At 49.7% G+C, this 21245-nt stretch carries 15 protein-coding genes; 13 read left to right on the top strand and 2 right to left on the bottom strand.

Annotated features, from left to right (window positions below):
- Positions 1-4: 4 nt before the first annotated feature.
- The 9 genes from BUB38_RS14465 to BUB38_RS14425 all read left to right on the top strand — a co-directional run bounded on the left by BUB38_RS14465 (position 5) and on the right by BUB38_RS14425 (position 13394).
- Positions 5-1387: an ABC transporter permease subunit gene (locus tag BUB38_RS14465; protein ID WP_073161447.1), complete on the top strand. Its 1383-nt coding sequence runs from the start codon at positions 5-7 to the stop codon at positions 1385-1387.
- Positions 1388-1389: 2 nt separating this feature from the next.
- Positions 1390-2235 carry an ABC transporter permease gene (locus BUB38_RS14460; RefSeq protein ID WP_073161446.1) on the top strand — a complete coding sequence of 282 codons (846 nt, stop codon included), beginning with the start codon at positions 1390-1392 and terminating at the stop codon, positions 2233-2235.
- Between the two features lie 9 nt (positions 2236-2244).
- Complete coding sequence (locus BUB38_RS14455; protein WP_073161445.1) at positions 2245-3243, top strand: ABC transporter ATP-binding protein; 999 nt, start codon at positions 2245-2247, stop codon at positions 3241-3243.
- On the top strand, positions 3233-4045 hold the full coding sequence (locus BUB38_RS14450) for an ABC transporter ATP-binding protein (RefSeq protein WP_073161444.1): 813 nt from the start codon (positions 3233-3235) through the stop codon (positions 4043-4045). The genes BUB38_RS14455 and BUB38_RS14450 overlap by 11 nt, the downstream gene beginning before the upstream one ends.
- A 191-nt stretch (positions 4046-4236) precedes the next feature.
- Complete coding sequence (locus BUB38_RS14445; RefSeq protein ID WP_073161443.1) at positions 4237-6039, top strand: glycoside hydrolase family 9 protein; 1803 nt, start codon at positions 4237-4239, stop codon at positions 6037-6039.
- A 183-nt stretch (positions 6040-6222) separates the two neighbouring features.
- A complete protein-coding gene (locus BUB38_RS14440; protein ID WP_073161442.1) occupies positions 6223-6789 on the top strand; it encodes a hypothetical protein in 567 nt (188 codons plus the stop codon).
- A gap of 176 nt (positions 6790-6965) precedes the next feature.
- On the top strand, positions 6966-9680 hold the full coding sequence (locus BUB38_RS14435) for a beta-L-arabinofuranosidase domain-containing protein (RefSeq protein ID WP_073161441.1): 2715 nt from the start codon (positions 6966-6968) through the stop codon (positions 9678-9680).
- Positions 9681-9785: 105 nt separating this feature from the next.
- Positions 9786-11531, top strand: a complete 1746-nt coding sequence (locus BUB38_RS14430) for a DUF4874 domain-containing protein (RefSeq protein ID WP_073161440.1) — start codon at positions 9786-9788, stop codon at positions 11529-11531.
- A 33-nt stretch (positions 11532-11564) separates the two neighbouring features.
- The gene (locus BUB38_RS14425; protein WP_073161439.1) at positions 11565-13394 is read left to right on the top strand and encodes a glycoside hydrolase family 44 protein; all 1830 of its coding nucleotides are present in this window, start codon (positions 11565-11567) and stop codon (positions 13392-13394) included.
- 173 nt (positions 13395-13567) lie between these two features.
- Here the strand turns inward: BUB38_RS14425 and rpe are convergent, their stop codons facing one another.
- Positions 13568-14215: a ribulose-phosphate 3-epimerase gene (gene rpe, locus BUB38_RS14420; protein WP_073161461.1), complete on the bottom strand. Its 648-nt coding sequence runs from the start codon at positions 14213-14215 to the stop codon at positions 13568-13570.
- Between the two features lie 137 nt (positions 14216-14352).
- On the opposite strand from rpe, the gene BUB38_RS14415 reads away from it, so the two are divergent.
- From BUB38_RS14415 to lysA, 4 genes are all read left to right on the top strand, one after another.
- Complete coding sequence (locus BUB38_RS14415; protein ID WP_073161438.1) at positions 14353-14859, top strand: early set domain-containing protein; 507 nt, start codon at positions 14353-14355, stop codon at positions 14857-14859.
- Positions 14860-15043: 184 nt separating this feature from the next.
- Positions 15044-15664, top strand: coding sequence for a lamin tail domain-containing protein (locus BUB38_RS14410; RefSeq protein ID WP_139258471.1), 621 nt, complete (start codon positions 15044-15046; stop codon positions 15662-15664).
- Positions 15665-15706: 42 nt separating this feature from the next.
- Positions 15707-17950 carry a CotH kinase family protein gene (locus tag BUB38_RS14405; protein ID WP_139258470.1) on the top strand — a complete coding sequence of 748 codons (2244 nt, stop codon included), beginning with the start codon at positions 15707-15709 and terminating at the stop codon, positions 17948-17950.
- A gap of 290 nt (positions 17951-18240) precedes the next feature.
- Positions 18241-19503, top strand: coding sequence for a diaminopimelate decarboxylase (gene lysA / locus BUB38_RS14400; RefSeq protein ID WP_073161435.1), 1263 nt, complete (start codon positions 18241-18243; stop codon positions 19501-19503).
- 122 nt (positions 19504-19625) lie between these two features.
- Here the strand turns inward: lysA and BUB38_RS14395 are convergent, their stop codons facing one another.
- A complete protein-coding gene (locus BUB38_RS14395; RefSeq protein ID WP_073161434.1) occupies positions 19626-20852 on the bottom strand; it encodes a LamG-like jellyroll fold domain-containing protein in 1227 nt (408 codons plus the stop codon).
- Between the last annotated feature and the right edge of the window lie 393 nt (positions 20853-21245).

The raw sequence follows: 21245 nt of genomic DNA, 5'->3' as shown, positions 1-21245 counted from the left end.
ACAAATGCTTAAACAATATCCTATGCTACGCTATGTCCTGCAGAAGGGGTTCTGGTATCTCCTGACCTTCGTCTTTGCAGTGGCATTGAACTTCGCTTTGCCCCGCGTGGGCGGTAGCGACCCGGTCGACATCATCATGGGTCAGGCCGGTAAGGGTCTTTCTCCGACTGAAGCTCAGAAGAAGAAGGCCGAACTCCTGGTTTCTTTCGGCATGGCCGAACTGGACGAACAGGGCAATCCTGTTTACGAACCGGAAGTTGACGAAAACGGCCAGATGGTCACCAAGAAGGTTGCCAAGCTGGACGAAAACGGTGCTGAAGTTACCGTTACCGTCAAGGACGTAAATGAAGACGGCACTCCGAAGATGGCTGAACGTCAGAAGGTTGACGCTGAAGGTAAGCCCGTATTCGAAGAAAAGCCGGTCCTGGATGCCAAGGGCAAGCAGGTCATGATCAAGGACAAGAAGACCAAGAAGAAGGTAGCCCAGGTTGAAAAGGTTGCTGTCATGGAACAGTACCAGACCGAACATCAGGAAACCGTCATGGTCGACGAAGTCGTGATGAAGACCGAACCCAAGCGTTCCTCCGCTGTTTCTCAGTTCTTCGCTTACATTGGCAACGTGTTCAAGGGTGACCTCGGCAAGTCCTATGCCAACAACACTGAAGTGACCACCATCATCAAGAACGCTCTTCCGTGGACCCTCTTGATCCAGGCTCCCACCATCCTCTTGGGTTGGATCATCGGTAACCTTCTCGGTGCTTTCGCTGCTTACAAGCGCGGCATCTTCGACAAGGTGTTCTTCCCGGTTGCTATGTTCCTGAACGGTGTTCCGTACTTCGTGTTCGGTATGCTTCTCGTGGCTCTCTTCTCTATCACTCTCGGCTGGTTCCCGGCTGTGGGTAACATGAGCCCGGATATTCAGGAATTCACCTTCTCCTGGGCTTGCCTCAAGAGCGTCGGTTGGTACTACATCCTGCCGTTCTTCTCTTGCTTCCCCATCCTTCTTTCCGGTCAGGCTACCGGTATGCGTTCCATGTCCATCTATGAACTTGGTACCGACTACATGAAGTATGCTAAGTGGCTGGGCCTCCGTGAAGGCCGCATCATTAGCTATGTGTTCCGTAACGCTATGCTCCCGCAGCTCACTGGTCTTGCCCAGTCTCTCGGTGCAATGGTGGGCGGTGCTCTCATTACCGAAATGATCTTCTCTTACCCGGGCCTCGGCATGGCTATGCTCGACGCCATTAACAAGCAGGACTACGCTACCATCCAGGGTTGCACCTTGATGATCTCTACCTGCGTTCTCGTTGCAAACTTCGCTGTTGACGTCCTGATCGCAGTCTTCGACCCGCGTGTTAAGGCCGGTCTCCAGATGGGAGGTAAGTAATCATGGGAAAGCTCTTTAGAAACCTTCTCAAGTCTCCGATGTTCGTCGTCGGTATCTCTATCTTCGTTCTCACCCTGTTGATCGCTGTCTTCGGACCGCTGCTCTACAGTGTTGACACTCATGCCCGTGACATCCTGGCTGGCCCCTATGCCGGTTCCAGCTCCGCTCACCTGCTTGGCACCGACCACCTGGGTCGTGACTATGTGTCTCTGTTGATCGAAGGTCTCGGCAACTCCCTCTATGTGGGCTTCCTTGCCGGTATCATTGCTACTACTCTCGGTGTTCTTATTGGTCTGTTTGGCGGTTTCCGCGGCGGCTGGATTGACGAAGTCCTGAACATGTTCACTAACCTGTTCATCGTTATCCCGCAGTTCGTGATTCTCGTGCTCATCAGCTCTGCCTTTAAGGATGGCCGTTCTCTGACTCTTATCGGCGTGGTGATTGGCCTTACCGCTTGGAGCTGGTCTGCTCGTGCCGTTCGTGCACAGGCTTCCTCTCTCCGTAGCCGTGACCATATCTCCCTGGCCCGTATCAACGGTGCTAGCACCCTGACCATCGTGATCAAGCATGTGCTCCCGTACCTGCTTTCCTACGTGTTCATGGTGTTCATCATGCAGGTGGGTTCCGGTATTCTTTCCGAAGCTTCCATTTCTATGATCGGCCTTGGCCCTGTGGATACCACTTCTCTGGGTATCATCCTGAACCAGGCTAAGGATAACGGCGCTCTTGCTGACTCCATCTGGATCGCATTCCTGCCGGCAACTCTGGTCGTTACCTTGACCGTGTTCGCACTTTACCTGATCAATACTTCTATGGAAGGCGTCTTCAACCCGCGTCTCCGCAAGTAAGAGGTAACAATGTCTGAAAATGTATTTGAAGTAGAAAACCTCGGCCTCTATTACTTGGGTCGTTTTGGCGACAAGACCCACGCTGTTACCGACGTGTCCTTCTCTATGAAGAAGGGTGAAATCCTCGGTATCGCTGGTGAATCTGGTTGCGGTAAGTCCACTCTCGTGTCTGGCCTTATGGGCATGTGCATTCCGCCGCTGTACCCCGAAAAGGGTGACGTCCGCGTGAAACACGGCGACAAGATGGAATCCCTCATGAACCGTTCTCTCGAAGACGTGCGCGCCAACGTTTTGGCTCAGCAGGTCTCCATGATTCCTCAGGGTGCATTCAACGCCCTGAACCCGGTTCGTAAGATCAAGGACATCGCTGCCGACGTGATCGCTGCTCACCAGCAGCCCGGCAAGAAGCTGGACCAGAAGGAAATCTACGCTCGTCTCCGTGAACGTTTCGACCTGTTCGGCATGGACACTGACCGCGTTCTGAATTCTTACCCCATCCAGCTGACCGCAGGCGAACGCCAGCGTTCCGTGATCGGTATTTCTACCCTTCTGAACCCCCAGATGGTGATTGCTGACGAACCTACTTCCGCTCTGGACGTTTCTACCCAGAAGGAAGTGATCTCCATGATCTTCGACCTTCTCGATAAGGGTATCTTCAGCACCATGATCTTCATTACCCACGAACTTCCGCTGCTCTATCATGTGGCCGACAATATCGCCATTATGTATGCCGGCGAAATCGTGGAATACGGTACTGCCGAACAGATCGTTAAGGATCCTCGTCACCCGTATACCCAGGCTTTGATGGGCGCTATGCTCTCTACCGAAGCTTCTCAGCGTACCCGCCATCCTGAAGCTATCGAAGGTGCTCCTCCTAGCCTCAAGAACAAGATTGTGGGTTGCCGCTTTGCTCCCCGCTGCAAGAAGGCCTGCCCGGATTGCAAGAAGAACACTCAAGAAATCCGCATTGTCGGCGATCGTCAAGTGAGGTGCGATTATGCTAAGTGATAAGCCCGTTGTATTTTCTGCCAAGCGTATTAGCAAGGACTTCGGTGCCGGTAAGAACCTGAAGACTGCCGTGAAGGATGTTTCCTTCGACATTTACGACGAAGAATTCATCTCTATCGTGGGCGGTTCCGGTTGCGGTAAGTCCGTTCTCGCCAAGATCATGCTTGGTCTGTACGAACCCACTCGCGGTCAGTTCCTCTATCGCGACAAGCCCATCAAGAACCTGAAGGACCACTGGAACGAAGTCCAGTCCGTGTTCCAGGATCCGTTTGGCTGCTTCAACCAGTTCTTTACCATCCGCTCTCAGCTCGAAGACGCTCTGAACATCCTGAAGGATAAGCCCTCCAAGGAAGAAGTCCGTCGTCGCGTTGACGAAGGCCTGATGGCTGTGAACGTCAAGCCCGAAGATATCGAAGGCAAGTATCCCTTCGAACTTTCCGGTGGTCAGATGCAGCGTATGCTCCTCGCCCGTATCTTCGCTCTTCGCCCGAAGGTGTTGATTGCTGACGAAGCTACCTCCATGGTGGACGCCTGCGTTCGTGCAAACATCCTTGACTATCTTCGTAAGTTGAAAGACGAACTGAAGATGACCGTGATCTTCGTGACTCACGATATCGGTCTTGCCAACTACGTTTCCGACCGTATCTTCATCATGAACGAAGGTAAGATCGTGAACCAGGGTACTCCTGCAGAAGTTCTGGACAACACCAGCGAACCGCACACCCTGAAGCTGCTTGACGATATTCCTGAAGTCCACAAGACTGAATGGATCAAGAACAGCAAGCGTTCTAAGAAGGGCTAGTTCCTACTAGAACTTTGAAACGTCCCGGTTCCATGGAAATGGAGCCGGGGCTTTTTTTATCCAGTTTGCGGGACCTGTCTGACGTCCACCCATAAAAAGCATTCCTAATAGGAATAATTTGTTTTCTCTTGAAAACGCAAATGTGGCGAGAGGTTATTACAAACGCTTTTTTTATAAGTATATTGAGCAATATGAGAACGTGTAATCTTGTATTGTCTGTCCTGGGTGCCGGTGCCCTTGCAAGCGCTTTTGCCGGCCCTCTTCTGATTAACCAGCTGGGTTTTACCCCCAATTCCGAAAAGTTGGCCATTGTGCCGGGCAGCGATGCCAACGAACTTGAGGTTCGCGACTTGAACGGAAAGACCGTTTTGACCATGGAAGCCCCTATGGTCTATGACTGGGAATTCAGCGGGGAAGAAGTCCAGACCTATGATTTTTCTGCAGTGAAGACTCCGGGTACCTACCGCCTTTATCGCGGTGGCGAGTATCTGGGTAACCCCATCGTGATCGGCGATCGCGTTTATGAAGAGTTGGCCAAGGGTGCCATCAAGTGGTTCTATTACCAGCGTGCCAGCATGCCTATCGAGGCTCAGTACGGTGGAAAGTGGGTTCGTGCTGCTGGCCATCCTGACGATAAGGTGATTGTTTACGGTACCGATGAACGTACCGCTGCCGGTTACCAGAAGTCCGTGGGCAAGAAGCATCCCAAGGCTGGCAAGAATGTGGTTATCAATTCTTCCAAGGGTTGGTACGATGCCGGTGACTACGGCAAGTATGTGGTGAATTCTGGCATTACCGTGTTCACCTTGCTGCAGCTTTATGAAAATTTCCCCACCTACATGGACTCCCTCACCTGGAACATTCCCCGTGAGTTGAAGAACATGCCCCTGATTCTTGAAGAGGTCAAGTATAATCTGGACTGGATGCTGACCATGCAGGACGAAGACGGCGGCGTGTACCACAAGGTGACTACCTTGATGTTCGGCGGATCCGTGATGCCCGAAAAGGATGGCGCTCCCCGTTATGCCATTATCAAGAACGTGACCGCAACTCTGGACTTTGCCGCAGTGATGGCTCAGGCCAGCGTGGTGTACAAGAAGTTTGACGCCGCTTATGCGGATCAGTGCCTGAAGGCTGCCGAAAAGGCATACGCCTGGGCCAAGAAGAATCCCAAGGCTTTTTACAAGCAGCCTGATGACGTTCAGACTGGTAGCTACGCTCCCGGTGATGAAAACGGCAAGGATGAATTCCGCTGGGCCGCAACTGAACTTTACCGCGCCAAGGTGGTGGCCGGCCAGAAGGACAAGGCTGCAAATGGCTATCTGGCTGACTTGAAGGCTAACAAGTTTACTCCCGATGGCGCCTGGTGGGGCAACGTGAATATGCTTGCCGCTTTCCGCGTGGCCATGGACGGCGCCACTTTCGGTGCTGACTTGAACAAGGCTGCCAAGAAGGTGGTGATGGATGAGGCCAACAACCTCCGTGCCGTGGGCGATACCAGCGGTTACCATCTGCCGGCATTCCCCTGGAGCTGGAACTGGGGCTCCAACAGTGCAATGGCCAACAACGCCATGGTGCTGCTCCACGCCTACTATCTGACTGGCGACAAGAGCTATGTGGATGGCGCCCAGCAGGTTCTGGACTACCTGCTCGGAAAGAACCCCATGGAAATTTCCTATGTGACCGGTTTCGGTTATCGCAGTGCCCGCAATCCTCACCACCGTCCTAGCGAAGGTGACTTTGTAGACGATCCGGTGCCTGGCATGCTGGTGGGTGGCCCGCACCTTGGCAAGCAGGATATTAACCTGGATGGCAAGGAATCCTGGAAGTGCGAAAACTATGCCGCTGCCGACAAGCCGGCCCTGGCCTACATCGACAACCGTTGCAGCTACGCAACCAACGAAGTGGCCATTAACTGGAACGCTCCCCTGGCTTATGTGGCTGGCGCCTTGCAGGCTATTTACTTGAATATTGCTAATACTCCCGCCAAGTAATTTTACTTATTGGTCGCGCGCGGGATAGCGCGAAAACTTTGAAAGGGACCTCGCCAAGGCGGGGTCTTTTTTATTGTAGAGAATATCTTCTTTTATTTGTAACATTCGTATATTTAAAACGTCAGATTAATGAATATGGCTTGCGGAAAACCCTCTATTAAAAAATCAACAAGTCCAAGGATTATGGAATTGGCGGTTGGAGCGATAGTTATGAATGTCCGAAGTATTAGTATTGTAATTTTCTTTTGCATAGTTATATCGTTTGCTGAAGGCGATTCCCTTTCAAATGATGTCTTTGGCGAGTATTGCCTTGTCAAAGATGAGAAAAATGTGTGGAACCTAGAAAAATATAAAGAAAACAAGCCTTTCCTTTTTTCATATATTCGTTGTTCTTATACAGGTTTGTATGGCGTTTTTATTTCTGATCCTTGGTCTTCATTTGGTGTTCCTATGGGATCATCCTCGTTTGATAAGAATAAGCCTTCTAAATGTTCTAATAAGTTTTCTTTTGATAGAGAGTATATTTTTGCAAATGAATTTAAAGTAGAACAAACAAAAGAGTGGGCGAACGAAATTGCTGGTTTGCAAAATAAATTTCACGATTTGGATTGGAAAGTTACTTACGACTCAAATTATGTTCGCCTCAATACATCGGGAACGGCCAAAATTTATATTTCCGGCTTCTGTACCGAGGAACAGCTGAAAATGATTCAGGAACGGAAGGCTGATAAATTGTACAATAGGAAATAGTTTTGATTATTATTTTGAGCCTCGCTTTTGCGAGGCCTTTTTTCGTTGTACGGCTATTGCAATAATTGCAAAACTGTTTGCTATAGGGGGGTGAATATAGGCCCTTTTCGGACGTAATTTTTAGGGTGGGGAAGTTCCCTTGGTGTGTGTACGTAGAATAATATGAGGGACAAATTATGTTCGGAGTTGGTTTTCGCGGAAAGGCTCGCGTAGTTGCCTTATCGCTTGGGATTGCGGCCTTTGCTGCAAATTTTGGTTTTGCACAGGATCAGCTTTACACGGAAATGTTTCCGTTGTCGGCTGTGAAACTTCTGGATGGTCCTTTGAAGGATCGTCAGGAATTGAATGGCGAAACCCTTCTGGCTTACGATACGGATAAACTGATTGCGCCTTTCTACGAAGAGGCGGGCATGAAGCCTAAGGCAACCAAGTTTAGCAACTGGGCTGGTTTGGATGGCCATGTTCTGGGGCACTACTTGAGCGCCTTGGCTATGCATTATGCGGCTACCGGCGATACGGAAATCAAGAAGCGCATGGAATATGTGGTGGATGAACTGGAAATCATCCAAAAGCAGAATTCCAAGGACGCAAACTTTGTAGGCTACATCAGTGGCGTTCCCAACGGAAAGTCCATGTGGCTCAAATTCAAGAACGGCGATGCCGGCGCACAGAACGGCTATTGGGTTCCCTGGTATAATATTCACAAGACTTACGCTGGCCTGCGTGACGCCTGGATGTACGGCGGAATTTCCAAGGCCAAGACCATGTTCCTTGCCCTTTGCGACTGGGGCATTACCATTACCAACGGCCTTAACGATTCCAAGATGGAATCCATGATGGGTACGGAATATGGCGGCATGAACGAAGTGTACGCCGACGCTTACGAAATTACCAAGAATTCTAAGTACCTGGATGCGGCCAAGAAGTGGTCCCATAAGTGGCTGTTGAATGCCATGGCTTCCAACAACGACGTGCTTTCCAATAGACACGCCAATACCCAGGTGCCGAAAGTGGTGGGCTTTGCCCGTGTGGCAGAATTGAGCGGCGACAAGACTTATAAGGCGGGCGCTGAAACCTTCTGGGATATTGTGGTGAACAAGCGCAGTATCGCCATTGGCGGTAACAGTATTTCTGAACACTTCCCGGAATATGACAAGTACAACAAGTACATCGAGGAACGTGAAGGGCCCGAATCCTGCAATACTTACAATATGCTGAAGCTGACGGAACGCCTGTTCCATATGACTCCCAGCGCCAAGTATGCGGACTTCTATGAACGTGCCTTGTTTAACCATATTTTGTCTACAATTCACCCGACTCACGGTGGCTACTGCTACTTTACTCCGGCACGCCCCCGTCATTACCGCGTGTATTCCAAGGTGAATGCAGGTATGTGGTGCTGCGTTGGCTCCGGCATGGAAAACCCGGGTAAATATGCCCAGTTTATTTATACTAAAGAAAACGACGCGCTGTACGTGAACCTTTATGCAGCCACCGAATTGAACTGGAAAGAAAAGGGAATCAAGGTGCGCCAGGAAACTGCGTTCCCCAAGGGTGAGGTGTCGAAATTTACCGTGAGCGGCGCCGGCAGTTTCAAGATGATGCTGCGTCATCCGTACTGGGTGAAGGCCGACGAATTCAAGGTTGTGGTCAATGGCGATACGGTCGTGAGCAAGTCTGATGTATCCAGCTACGTTTCTGCTGGCACCGTGAAGGCTGGCGACGTGGTGGAAGTTCTTTACCCCATGCACACTCATATCGAGGAACTGCGTGGCATGAGCGATTACGTGGCGCTGCTCCACGGACCCATTGTGCTCAGCGCAAAGACTGGTACTGAGGGCCTCTCTGGCCTGGTGGCTGATGATGGCCGCTGGAGCCACATTGCAGGTGGCGCCTTGCAGTCTCTGGATGGAGCTCCCATGCTTGCCAGTGAAAAGGCTGACATTCCCTCTAAGTTGACCCCCGTAAAGGGCGAACCCTTGCACTTCAAGGCTCCCTATTTGTTCGCTGCCCAGAAGGATGCTAACCTGTTGCTGGAGCCGTTCTACGAAGTTCATGATGCTCGTTACATGATGTATTGGATGGTGATGACGGATCCTGCCGTTCTTGAAAAGCTGAAGAAGGAACAGGAAGAAGCCTTGGCTCTTGATGAAAAGACGGTAGACAAGGTGGCCCCTGGCGAACAGCAGCCCGAGGCGGATCATCGTATGCAGAAGGAAAATTCCTCTACCGGAAATCATCAGGGTGAATTCTACCGCGATGCGGGCCAGTGCTCCGGCGGTAGCGGCGGATTCATTAGCTACGAGCTGGAAACCAACAGCGAAGATTCTTTGGACCTGATGGTGCGTTACTGGGGTAACGAAGGTTGCAACCGCGCCTTTGACATCATGATCGATGACAAGAAACTTGCCAGCGAAAACATTTCCAACAAGTGGAAGAAGGATGAATTCGTTAATGTGAAGTATCCCATTCCCGATGAAATGGTGAAGGGCAAGAAGGTGATTACCGTAAAGTTCCAGGCAAGCACCGGCATGGTGGGCGGGATCTTCGGAGTGCGCCTGTTGCGTAACAAGCCGAAGCCGGAACCTGTTGTAGAAGATACGACCGACGCAATTGTTGCTAGCCGAAAAGTTGCAAGCTCTGTGCCGCAGCTCCGTGCCCGCGCAAATTCCGATGTGTTGCAGATCGAAGCTAGCTCTCCGTTGCAGAACAATGTGGCTGTGAAGATTTTCTCCATGGATGGCCGCCTGGTGAAGGCTCAAACATTGAATGCCGGCAGCGCAACTTTCAGCATTGGCATTGGTGACATGAAGAATGGCATGTACATTATGCGTGTGCTGCAGAACGGAAATCTGTTCGGCAATACCATCTTCACGAAAAAGGGAATTTGACCCTAGATTTGAATAAAAATTAGGTATGTAGGGAAGGTGCCCCGCTTGCGCGGGGTGCCTTTTTCTTTTGGGGAGTATATATTTAGAAGAAAGTTTGGGTTAATAATGAGTTTAAAGAGAATCCTTAATTTTATTTGTGTTGCAGTTGCCGCGGAATGTGCCGCGGTAAGTTCTGCCTTTGCTGAAAACTCTGCCCTGGCGTTGCAGGATTTGAAGTATAGTGATTCTAGAAAGTCTCTGAATAATCCTGGCAGAGGCTGGTATCGTACCCAGGGATTGCGCCTTAAGGAATCCGACAATAAGGCTGTTGGAATTTCTCAGCCTTTGACTCATTTACGTGTGGACATTTCCGCCTTTTCCGAAAAGGGCTTACAATCCATTGATTCTAGCAAGACTCCCCGCGATACGATTTACGGTGTTTCCAAACCTTTGACAGACGACGCTTTGGCGGCTCTTAATTCCACTTTTGCGAATGCTAGAGAAAAAGGCAATAAGGTCATTGTCCGTACATCCTACGATATTGATGGTCGCGGAAAACAGGATCCTCCTCAGAAAATAATTCTCGGCCATATAAAGCAGTTGGCCGAAGTTTATGGAAAGAATTCGGATGTCATTACCTATGTGGAACTTGGAATGTATGGCAGCTGGGGCGAACAGCATACCAGTAACAATGGCAGCAATGCAGAAATCGCAGAAGCCCTGCAGACCATGATTGTGAATACCCCGTCATCCATTAAGGTGGGCGTGCGTCGTCCAGATATTGTTGCTTATTGGCTGGGCGTGCAAAGTGAAACTCGAGATGACGCTGGCAACATTACCAAGGTTGGCTACGAAAATTTTGATATCAATTCCGATGTGTTCAAGGCTGCGGTAAAAGCAAAGGGTGATACCATCTATCGTGTGGGCATGTACAACGATGGCTATTTGGGAAGCACCACGGATTTGGGCACAGTGGCCATGGGCAATCCAAAGCTTACTCGCGAAATGATGGTTTCCTGGTTGGAACAATATTCTTTGAATACGCCTTATGGTGGTGAAATGGTGGCGAATTACAATGGCGACCATCCCATGAATACGGCACGCTACTTAAGCTATGAAGGTTTCCGAACCCATACAAGCTATTTGAATTGGGAATGGCATTACGAAACAATCCAGAACATGAAGGACTCCATTCTCGGTCCTGAATTTGGAAAGGGATTTCGTGCACCCGATTCCGAATATGTTGGTGCAACTGCTTATAAGTATGTAGAAGATCATCTAGGTTATCGCTTTGTTCTGCGAGAATCCTGGTTGCCGGATTCTTTGTATGACGACACTTTGTTCCGAGCAAAGTTCAAAATTCAGAATGTGGGCTTTGGAAATCTGACGAAATCTGCGTCTGCAAAACTTGTGTTTATCGAGGATGTAGATCCGTGTGATGTGTGCCCGGCAGCATACGAGATGGATATCAGTGATGTTTTTGACTTGCGAAAAGTTTATGGACGCTCCATTGTTGTTGATGGCTCTGATACAACTTTGACCTTTGATGGAATGAATGAATTTACCATTGAAGGAAAAAGCTCTCGAGGCAAGTACGATGTCGTCTTGCAAGTCGAAGGGATTTCCTTTGCCAATGTGAACGAATCCATCTTTATGTGCGAAAAATCTGTGGATGGGTTATACTTGGGCAAAACCTATGTTCGTCCAAAGGATATTCGAGGACCGACTTCTCTCGGGATAAAAAATCTTCATCAGAGCAACACTCGCAATAACCAGCCGATGGTTTTCCGCGACGGTTATCAAATCAAAGTTCGTGGTGGCGAGTTGCATGGTGGTAAGACATTCCAGGTGAATGGAAAAGCCGTGAAATAAAAGTCGGGTGGCGCCGACAAAAAAGGTGGTGTTATGAAAAAGTTGTTTGGTTTTGCGGGAAGTTTGGTTCCTGCGCTTTCTCTGGTGGCGTTCCTCGGAACATCTGCCCAGGCGGAGATTTCTGTAATGGTGGATGCGTCCGCCGGCGTCAAGAAAATTTCCCCTTACCTCTATGGCCGAAACATTGACAAGGTCAGCGCCGATAGCGCCCGCCTTAGTGATGAGGACAAGACTTCCATCAATACGATGAACGAGGCCGGCATCCGTTTTATCCGTGCAAACTACGGCAACAATTCTACCCGCTACAACTGGCGAAAAAAGTTGACCGTTCATCCGGACTGGTACAACAACGTGAATGCCGTGGACTGGGACATTACCGCCAAGAAGATTCTGGACAACATGCCTCAAGCAGATGCCATGTACGCTTTCCAGTTGACGGGTTATGCGGCCGCCACCAACGAATACAACTTTGCAGATTGGACCTTCTACAAGGCTCATAACGATACCTGGGCCAAGGCAACCCTTGACTTGGCTGGCGGTGGCGAAGTTGCCGACGATGGAGAGACTCTCATCAAGGCTGGTGATTACAGCTTGTATTGCGAGCCTTGGCCCGCCGATTCCACTGTGGGGATTATTGACCACTGGGCAAAAGAATTGAAGTACGACATGTCCAGACTCCAGTATTGGAGTATGGACAATGAAATGGAAATCTGGAACGGCACCCACGGAGATTTGCCGCTGGATATGGATCCGGATTTCTTGGTGGAACGCTATGTTGACGTAGCCAAGAAGGCCCGCACCGTTTGGCCCGAAATCAAGTTGACTGGTCCTGTGGTAGCCAATGAATGGCAGTGGTGTACTACGGGCGCGTCTGAAGGCAAGTCTGGCCTGGGCAAGGGTGAAGACCGCAATTACTGCTGGCTTGAATACTTTATCAAGCGCCTTGCCGAAGAACAGAAAAAGTCTGGCGTACGCATGCTCGACGTATTTGACATTCACTGGTACCCGCAGGAAACTTCCTACGCAGAACGTGTCAATTGGCACCGAGTTTTCTTTGATACCACCTACAATTATTCTGGTGCTAATGGTATTAAGTTGGTCAGCGGCAAGTGGGATAACAACCAGACCAAGGAATATATTTTCGAACGTGTGAATGGTTGGCTGGATCAGTACTTCGGTAAAGGTCACGGCATTACCTTGGGCCTTACCGAAACTTCCATTATTGACGAGAAAGATCCCATGACCACGGCGATTTCCTATGCATCCTGGCTTGGAACCTTTATGGATCACGGTGTGGAAATTTTCACTCCCTGGACATGGGGCGATGGCATGTACGAAGTGCTGCACCTCTTTAGTCGCTATAACGGGGAATTCCGAGTGCAGTCTGAATCCAGCAACGATTCCTTGCTTTCCGCCTATTCCTCTGTAAGCAACGCAAGAGATTCCATGACGGTGATTCTTGTGAACCGCGCAGAAAAGGATGCACAAAGCGTGACCTTGAATGTGAAGGGCTTGAAAAACGTTGGACCTTCTGCGGAAACTTTGACTTTGGCTGGGCTTAGCGGCGAGACTTTTGTTTCTCACGAAAGCAATGCATTGAAGATGGGGACCGCAACAGTTTTCGCGGCTGTTGACGGTGCTGGTACGGTGGCTCTCGAAGTGCCTGCAAAGTCCATTGTGGCGGTGCGCTTGACTGCTGATCCGGGCGATGTGATTGAGGCTATTGCAAAACCCATTGTGCGGAACGATCGTCGCCACAATAACCAGCCTATGATTTTCCGCGATGATTACCAAATCAAGGTTCGTGGCGGTGAACACTTCGACAATAAAATTTTCCGTGTGAATGGAAAAGTGGTGAAGTAAAAAAGTCAACGATGGATTTAATAATAAATGCCCCGGCACAAAAGTGTCGGGGTTTAATGCTTTTTGGATCCTTCGGTCACTGCGTTCCCTCAGGATGACGCGGTTGAGTCCCTCAGGGTGACGAGGCTGTCACTACCTTCGTCGGCATGACGTGCAGCGTGACGTGTGGTCAATTAGCCGTTGACGAGTTTCACGAACTCTCTGCAGACTTCTTCGGGATTGGGCTTGCCAAAAATTGCGGAACCCACCACGAATACGTTAGCGCCTGCTTCCTTGCAAGCCAGGATGTTGTCCAGCTTGACGCCGCCATCGATCTGGATGTCAAGTTCCGGTTTCATCTGGCGAAGTTCGCGGATCTTGTCCAGGCAATAGGGGATGAGGCTCTGGCCGCCGAAACCCGGATTCACGGACATGACGAGGACCATGTCAACGATGTCCAGCACATGCTTGATGTTAGAAAGCGGGGTTGCGGGGTTGATGGCCACAGCGGGCTTTACGCCAAGTTCTGCAATCTGGTGCAGCAAGCGGTCCAAATGGTTAGTGGTTTCGGCGTGGACGCTAATGAGGTGTGCGCCGGCCTTAGCAAATTCAGCCACGTAGTTTTCGGGGTTGGCAATCATCAGGTGGCAATCCAGGGGGAGGCTGGTGCCCTTCTTGACGCAGGCGGAAATGCCCGGGCCAAAGCTGATGTTGGGGACGAAATGACCGTCCATGATATCCAGGTGAACGAGGCCTGCGCCGCCGTTTTCGATAGCCTTGAGGCCGTTACCCAGTTCCAAAAAGTTTGCGTTCAATACGCTAGGTGCGATAATCTGCTTCATGAATTGCAAGTTAGAAATTTTGCCAAGGACTCGCAAGACCATGTAACGGCTTGGCATGGAATTTGCAAACAAACATTAGACGGATAAATTACATTTTACTATCTTTACGCTTAAATAAAAACCAAGGAGAAAATAAAATGTCTAAAGGTACTAAGACCGTAGTTGCAAAGCCGGCTGCCAAGAAGGCTGCTGCTAAACCCGCTGCAAAGGCTGCCGCCAAGGCCGCAAAGCCCGCCGAAAAGAAGCCCGCTGTAAAGGCCGAAGAAAAGGTTGTTGCTAAGAAGGCTCCTGCAAAGGCTGCCGCTAAGCCTGCAGCAAAGGCTGCTACTAAGGTTGCAAAGCCCGCTGCCGAAAAGAAGACTGTTGCCAAGGCCGCTCCCAAGGCTCCCGCCAAGGCTGCAAAGAAGTCTGCCGCTCCCAAGAAGGTTACTCAGGAAGTCGTTGCTGACTGTCCGCTGGCTACCACCGTTTCTATCGCAGGTACCTTCAACAACTGGATGGTTGATGTGGACATGCTGAAGAAGGACAAGAAGACTGGTCTCTGGAAGATCAAGCTGGAACTTGTTCCGGGCGATTATGAATACAAGTTCGTTTGCGACGGTGAAAACTGGGACGTAGGCGACAACAAGATCATGCACGTTTAATTTGCTGATTTTACAAATTGCGTTTGAGAAGGTTCCTCTAAGGAGGGGCCTTTTCATTTTTAGGTTAGAATGCCTGGATTATTGGGAAAGTTTCTTTGTTGGGTAGAATTTTCTTTGCGGTAAAGAATTAGATTCTCTATGGAGAAATTTTAAACAAGTGTGGGTAGAGAATATTGTGAAGGGAATGAAGTTCTTTTTTGCGGGAATTTTGGGCGCGTTGGCTCTGAATCTTGGGGCTTGCGGCTCTGACGATAAAAGTTCCACGGCTCCGATGGATGAATTGTCATCGGGTTCTGAAGATTATTTGTTTTCGTCAGGTGAGGAAAATTCTAACGGTTTAGTTTCCGGTTCTTCAGATTCGTCGGTTGATTCGTTGGCGGGAACATCTTCAAATTCCTTGACAAGTTCCGCAGAGGACTTGTCGGCAGGTTCCGCGACGGACCCTACGGCAGACACGGTTGTTGCGCTGAAAAATCCTCCGGTCATCTTTACCGAAGTGGACCTTGTGAATTTGTCTTACAAGGATGAAGAAGGTGGTGACGCCGGTTGGGTGGAAGTTTATAATCCAGCAGATACGGCGGTAAACCTGAAGGGTTATTATCTGACCAACTCCAAGGCGGAACAGACCAAGTTCCAGTTTGGCAATGTGGTAGTTCAGCCAAAGTCCCACATGATTGTTTACCTGTCTGGGAGAAACTTGCCGGACTATGTGGCGCCCCATGATACTGTCAATCTTTTGAGTTCCTATTGTGAAGGGGAAACGGATGCGGTAAATTATCCTGGTCGTGGTGCCAGCGAAATATAACCTTTGGATGGTGCGTCCGATTTTTGCTTTGTGGAAAACGGAGTGAATAGGGCCGGCGCCCAGATGATTCCCGTGAAGTCGTCCCTGGGTTATTACGTTTTGTCATTGACCATCGGCTCGACGAACGAGGGTAAGGTTCCTGTGGATCTTTCCAAGGCAAATCAGTTTCAGCTGAAAGCTTATATCCCCAAGGATCACGAAGTCTACTTCAAGATTTTGCAGAAGGGTTTCCGCGAAATTAAAAGCTGGAACAAGATGCTGGTGGGAACGGGAGATTCCAACACGGTTTATTCCATTAGGCCGCCTCTCCATTCCGACTATCCTAACCTGGCTGAAATTACTGGCCTTCGCCTGGACAAGGATTATCACGATTCTCTTGCTACAGATATTAAGGTTTTCAGTTATATCGCCTATGGCCGCGGATACGAACCTCACGCCAATTTCAAGTCCAAGAAGGATGGTGGTTCTCTCTATTTGTTCAATGGCGAAAAACAGCTTGTGGATTCCGTGATGTATCCGGCGGCTGTTATCGGAAAAACTTGGTCCCGAGAAATTGCGGCAGTCAATGGTGTGGTCGCCGGCGCAGTTACCAGTACCTCCGCGAAGTGGGGCTTCGCAAATGCAACGCCTTATGGTGAAACTGTAGGCGCTGTGGAAAATGCTCCCCAAACTGTGAAAACAGAATTCCCTAACTCCGGTTTTTATTCTGCGCCTTTCTCTATTGCCTTTGGAACTGATGATGAAATCCGCTGTGAAAAGGGCGGTACTGTTCCCACAGCAACGAGCCCGCTGATGGTTACTAGTTTGAAGATTGATACCACCACGGTTTTGCGCTGTGCTACTTTTGAAAACGGTGCGGTTCCTGGAAACGTCATCAACCGCACTTATGTTTTTGAAGACCAGCCTACGGTCGCTTCCGTATTTATTACTGGCGATCCGCTGCAGATGTTCCATGCCGATTCCGGCTTGTTCATGAATGAAAATTTCTGGGGCGACAAGGAAATTCCTGTGAACATTGAATTGCTGGAAGCCGGTCAAAAGGTGAGCGGCTTCAGCGAGAACGCAGGTCTTGCCATTAGCGGTAACGCCACCCGAACTTGGGCGAAGAAATCTGTGGAAATTACCTTCCGCGAAAAGTACGGAAAGAATAAACTGGATTATGTGCTGTTCCCGGAATTTCCTGACTTGAAAAAATTCAAGAGCTTCAAACTGCGCAACAACGGAAACAACTATCACTTTGATTACATCCGCGATATGTTGGCTTCCTCCATTACGGAAGGCCTGGGCATTGATTATCAGCATGGCCGCGCCTCCATTGTTTTCTATAACGGGGAATACTACGGCATTCATAACATTCGCGAATCCTCCAACAAGAATTATTACCTGGCCAAGTACAATCTGGACGGGGACCAGGTGGACATCTTGAATAGTTCCGCTGAATCTATCACAGGCTCCCCGGTGGATTTCATTGCGCTGACCAACTTCTTGCTTACTAAGACCATGACTGATGAAGATGTGGCCACTGTGAATGAGCAGATGGATTTGAACAATTTCATCAACTACTATGCTGCAGAAATATTTGCAAACAATCGCGACTGGCCCGGCAACAATCGCAAGGTTTGGCGTGGGAGTAGCCCCAAGACTCCCTGGAAGTGGTTCATGTACGATACGGATATGGCCTTTGACAACTCCCAGACTGATAAACAGGAAAACTTGAAGGGCAATATTTTTGAATTCGTGACTGCAGAAAATTCCGGCTGGCCCAACAATCCTGAATTCACTCAGCACTTGCGCATGCTGCTGAAGAATGAAAATTTCAAGGCCGCGTTCATCAACCAGATAGCCGCCATTCTTTGCATGAACTTTAGCGCAGAACGTGTGGTGGCCCGCATGGAAAAATTGAATGGAGCCATCACCGCCGAAGTGGCCCGCGATCAAAAACGCTGGAGCAAGAACGTGGCTACCATGACGGAACATGAAGGCAGAATCAAGACCTTCGCCACCACCCGCCAGGATGTGGTCCGCAAGGAAATGAAGGAACATTTTGCCTTGGGCGAAATGGTGGACGTGACTCTTGCAAGTTCTGGCAATGGCAATGTGCAGGTTCATTACTTGCCGTTGGATAAATCCTCACTGAAGATCAAGTTCTTCAAGGGTACGCCCGTGACGCTTACTGCTGTGCCGAAGGATGGCGGAATATTCATGGGCTGGAGTGATGGCGTCAAGGACGTAACTCGCACCATTGATCCTGAAGACGGCTTGAAGATAACTGCGAACTTTAAGTAAACGTCATATCAGCGCAAGTCCTTCTGGAGGTTCGATATGAAAAAAGCCATGAAGATAAAATTAGAGTTTCTGTTAGGGACCGCAGTGGCGTAGCCATTCGAACGGGTTTACGTTTTTTGTAAGGTCCCCGTTTTCGCGGGGATGATGTTCCCAGAACCCGGTTGAACGAAAAACGCCGGAGGCGTTTATAGCGCAAGGGCCCGGCTGGCGCGAGCCAGCAACAGCCAAAAAAATATTCTAAATTTCGCGCTGTAATTTAATGAGGCGCGCCGCGCCAGAAAAGGGAAAACATGAAGAACACTAATATCCCCGAAGAACAGTTTGTGAAGGCTGCCGCTCAGTTCGGCACCCCGCTTTGGATTTACGACCGCGCAACCATCGAACAGCGTTGCAAGGAAGTGAAGGTTTTTGATAACGTGCGTTTCGCCCAGAAGGCATGCCCGAACCTCAGCGTGATTTCTCTTGTGCGCAAGCAGGGTTGCGTGGTGGATGCTGTGAGCGCCGGTGAAATTGTCCGCGCTCTCAAGGCCGGCTACAAGGGCGGCTGCGAAAAGGGTAAGGTTCCCGAAATCGTTTACACTGCCGACATCTTCGACAAGGACGCCCTGGAACTGGTGAAGGAACACAACATCGCTGTGAACGTGGGTTCCCCGGACATGATCCAGCAGCTTGCCGATGCAGGCGTGAAGTCCGAACTGACCATCCGCGTGAACCCGGGCTTTGGTCACGGTCACTCCCGCAAGACCAACACTGGTGGCGATCTTTCCAAGCACGGTATCTGGCACGAACAGATCAAGGACTGCGTGAAGCTTGCTCAGGCAAACGGCATGTGGATTACTGGTCTGCACATGCACATCGGTTCCGGTTCTGACTTTGAACATTTGGCTTCTGTTGCGGAGGCTATGTGCGACGCTAGCCGTCGTCTCGGTTCTCACCTGCGCACCATCAGCGCAGGCGGTGGCCTGCCCATCGAATACCACGAAGAAAACAAGGGCCCGCATATCGACATGGCTGCCTACTACGGCATTTGGGACAAGGCCCGCAAGAATATTCAGCAGAGCATCGGTCACGAAGTTCACCTGGAAGTGGAACCGGGTCGCTACCTGGTTGCCGAAAGCGGTTACCTCATGGCAGAAATCCGCGCTGTGAAGAAGCAGGGCGACAATCTGTTCTACATCGTTGACGCTGGCTTTACCGACCTGGTTCGCCCCAGCTTCTACGGTTCCTACCATCAGATTTCCGTGATCGCCCGCGATGGCCGCGAGCTGAACGAAACTGTGGACGCCGTTGTTGGCGGCCCGCTTTGCGAATCCGGTGACGTATTCACTCAGGAAGAAGGAGGCTTCGTCGTGACTCGCAAGCTCCCCAAGGCCAAGGTGGGCGACCTCCTGGTTCTCCACGATGCTGGCGCTTACGGTGCTGCAATGTCCAGCAACTACAACAGCCGTCGTTACGCTGCCGAAGTGATGTACACCAACGGCGAAATGAAGGTTGTCCGCGAACGTCAAACGTTCGAACAGATGATGCAGAACGACAAGATTATTGAATTCTAAGTTTGCGATTCCTGCGGGAATCACGTGACTCAATGAAAATCAAAAAAAGCCGGCGATTAATTTCGTCGGCTTTTTTGTGTGGGGATTTCACCTTGGTGAGTTTCCCTTTTTGTTTGCTTTGTTTATTCGAAATCGTAAAGTAACTGGGAAGTTACTCTTATGTTGTCGAAGGAACCTTTTACCATGAAATTGGATACGCCGCTTATACCCGTCATGCAGCATGTGTTCTTGTAGCCGATGTAGAGGTCGTTGCGTGCTCGGAATGATGGACTGTAACCGTAAGGGTCCATGATGTAGGCCAGTTGTTTGCCGTTCAGGAATATGGCTGTTTTTGTTCCGTCCCACTGGCCGGCGATTTTATTCCAGCCGTCCTCAAATACAACTGGGGCGGAAACATAGTCATATCGATCGCTTCCATTCTTGAAGAAGAAAAGCTTGCTTTCGCTGACAATAAAAGTTAATCGTCCTTCGTTGTTTCCCACCAGAGCGCTTCTTTTGTAGTCAAAGTTTTCGCCGGGTTTGAAATAGAATTCGATGGTTCCCTGGGGGAGGGTGTCTTCCATGGCGATGGGCAGCTGGACGTTCTTGTTCACGAGCGTCAAAGCCTTTCCTGTATAGCCGTTCTCAAGTGTTCCGCTTTCCCAAGTATAATCGCCTTCGAAATCTTCAAAGTATTCCAACGAATAGAGTGATGAGGAACTTGAACTAATGAATTCCGAGCTGCTGGATACGGCGTTGTAGTAAACTGTATTGGATGAATTTACGGACAAATTCATAGAAGAACTGGAACTGCATTCTATGCTGCTGCTTGACTGCTCGTATTCAATTTGGGTGGAGTGTTCCGGTTCGGTGGAGGTGAGGGCGTCGCTTTTGATGTAGCTGATTGTTCCAGCCTCTTTCTTGCAGAGACAATTGGGGATGTTCCAAATGCCCATGTCGCTAATGACTGCGATGTAGGCCGCGTCGGTTCCCAGCTTGAAGGTGCAAGCGTAGGCGTCGCTGGAAGAATGGACGGAGTAGATTTCGTAGGTCCCGTGACTATCCTGGATGGTTATGTCGAACCGGTTTTTCTGTTCGTTGTATTTGACCTTTGTACAGGTGGCGCCGTAGTAATCCAGGAAATAGCTTGTGCGATCGCATACAAAAGTCTTTAGATAGGTGTTATCCGATAGACCCTCTTCCCAGTAGGCACTTTCGTCAACGTTGTATTCTTCGTTGCAAGTTTCAATGGGCGATTTGGATGGAGCCTCGATTGCGAAGTCTGCGTTGCTCTCTGAATCGCTGCAACTAGCCAGGTTCAACATGAAAAATGCGGCTGTTGTTGCCAAAGCGTGGTGCTTAAGCTGCATGAATCCTCCTAATTTTGGTGCCAAATTTAGAATTTTCGAGTTTTTTAGAAGATGGGGTGGAATAATGAAATGAAAAAATGGGGATAGTCGGGCATTCAAGCGCTAACCTGGAGAAAATAAATGTGGATAGAATGTTAATAAACTGTAGTTTTTGTGGATTAAAAACAGTTATCTTTGAAAAATCGCAAAAAAAGTGAATTTTTTGCAGAAATGCCCTTGACATTCATCCAGAAAATTCTATAATTGGCCTCACCTCCGAACGAGACAGCCGAAACGCTGAAACGGACGGAAGCGAGAACCCGAGAGGTTTTTGAGAAGATTGAAGGAATCGGAGATGTGCTTAGTGACGGCCCAAGAAATTTCTTGGAATTAGTCGAATACGAACGTGATTAC

Source organism: Fibrobacter sp. UWH5 (assembly GCF_900142505.1).
GTDB lineage: Bacteria > Fibrobacterota > Fibrobacteria > Fibrobacterales > Fibrobacteraceae > Fibrobacter.
This window is presented reverse-complemented; position numbering and strand designations above follow the sequence as displayed.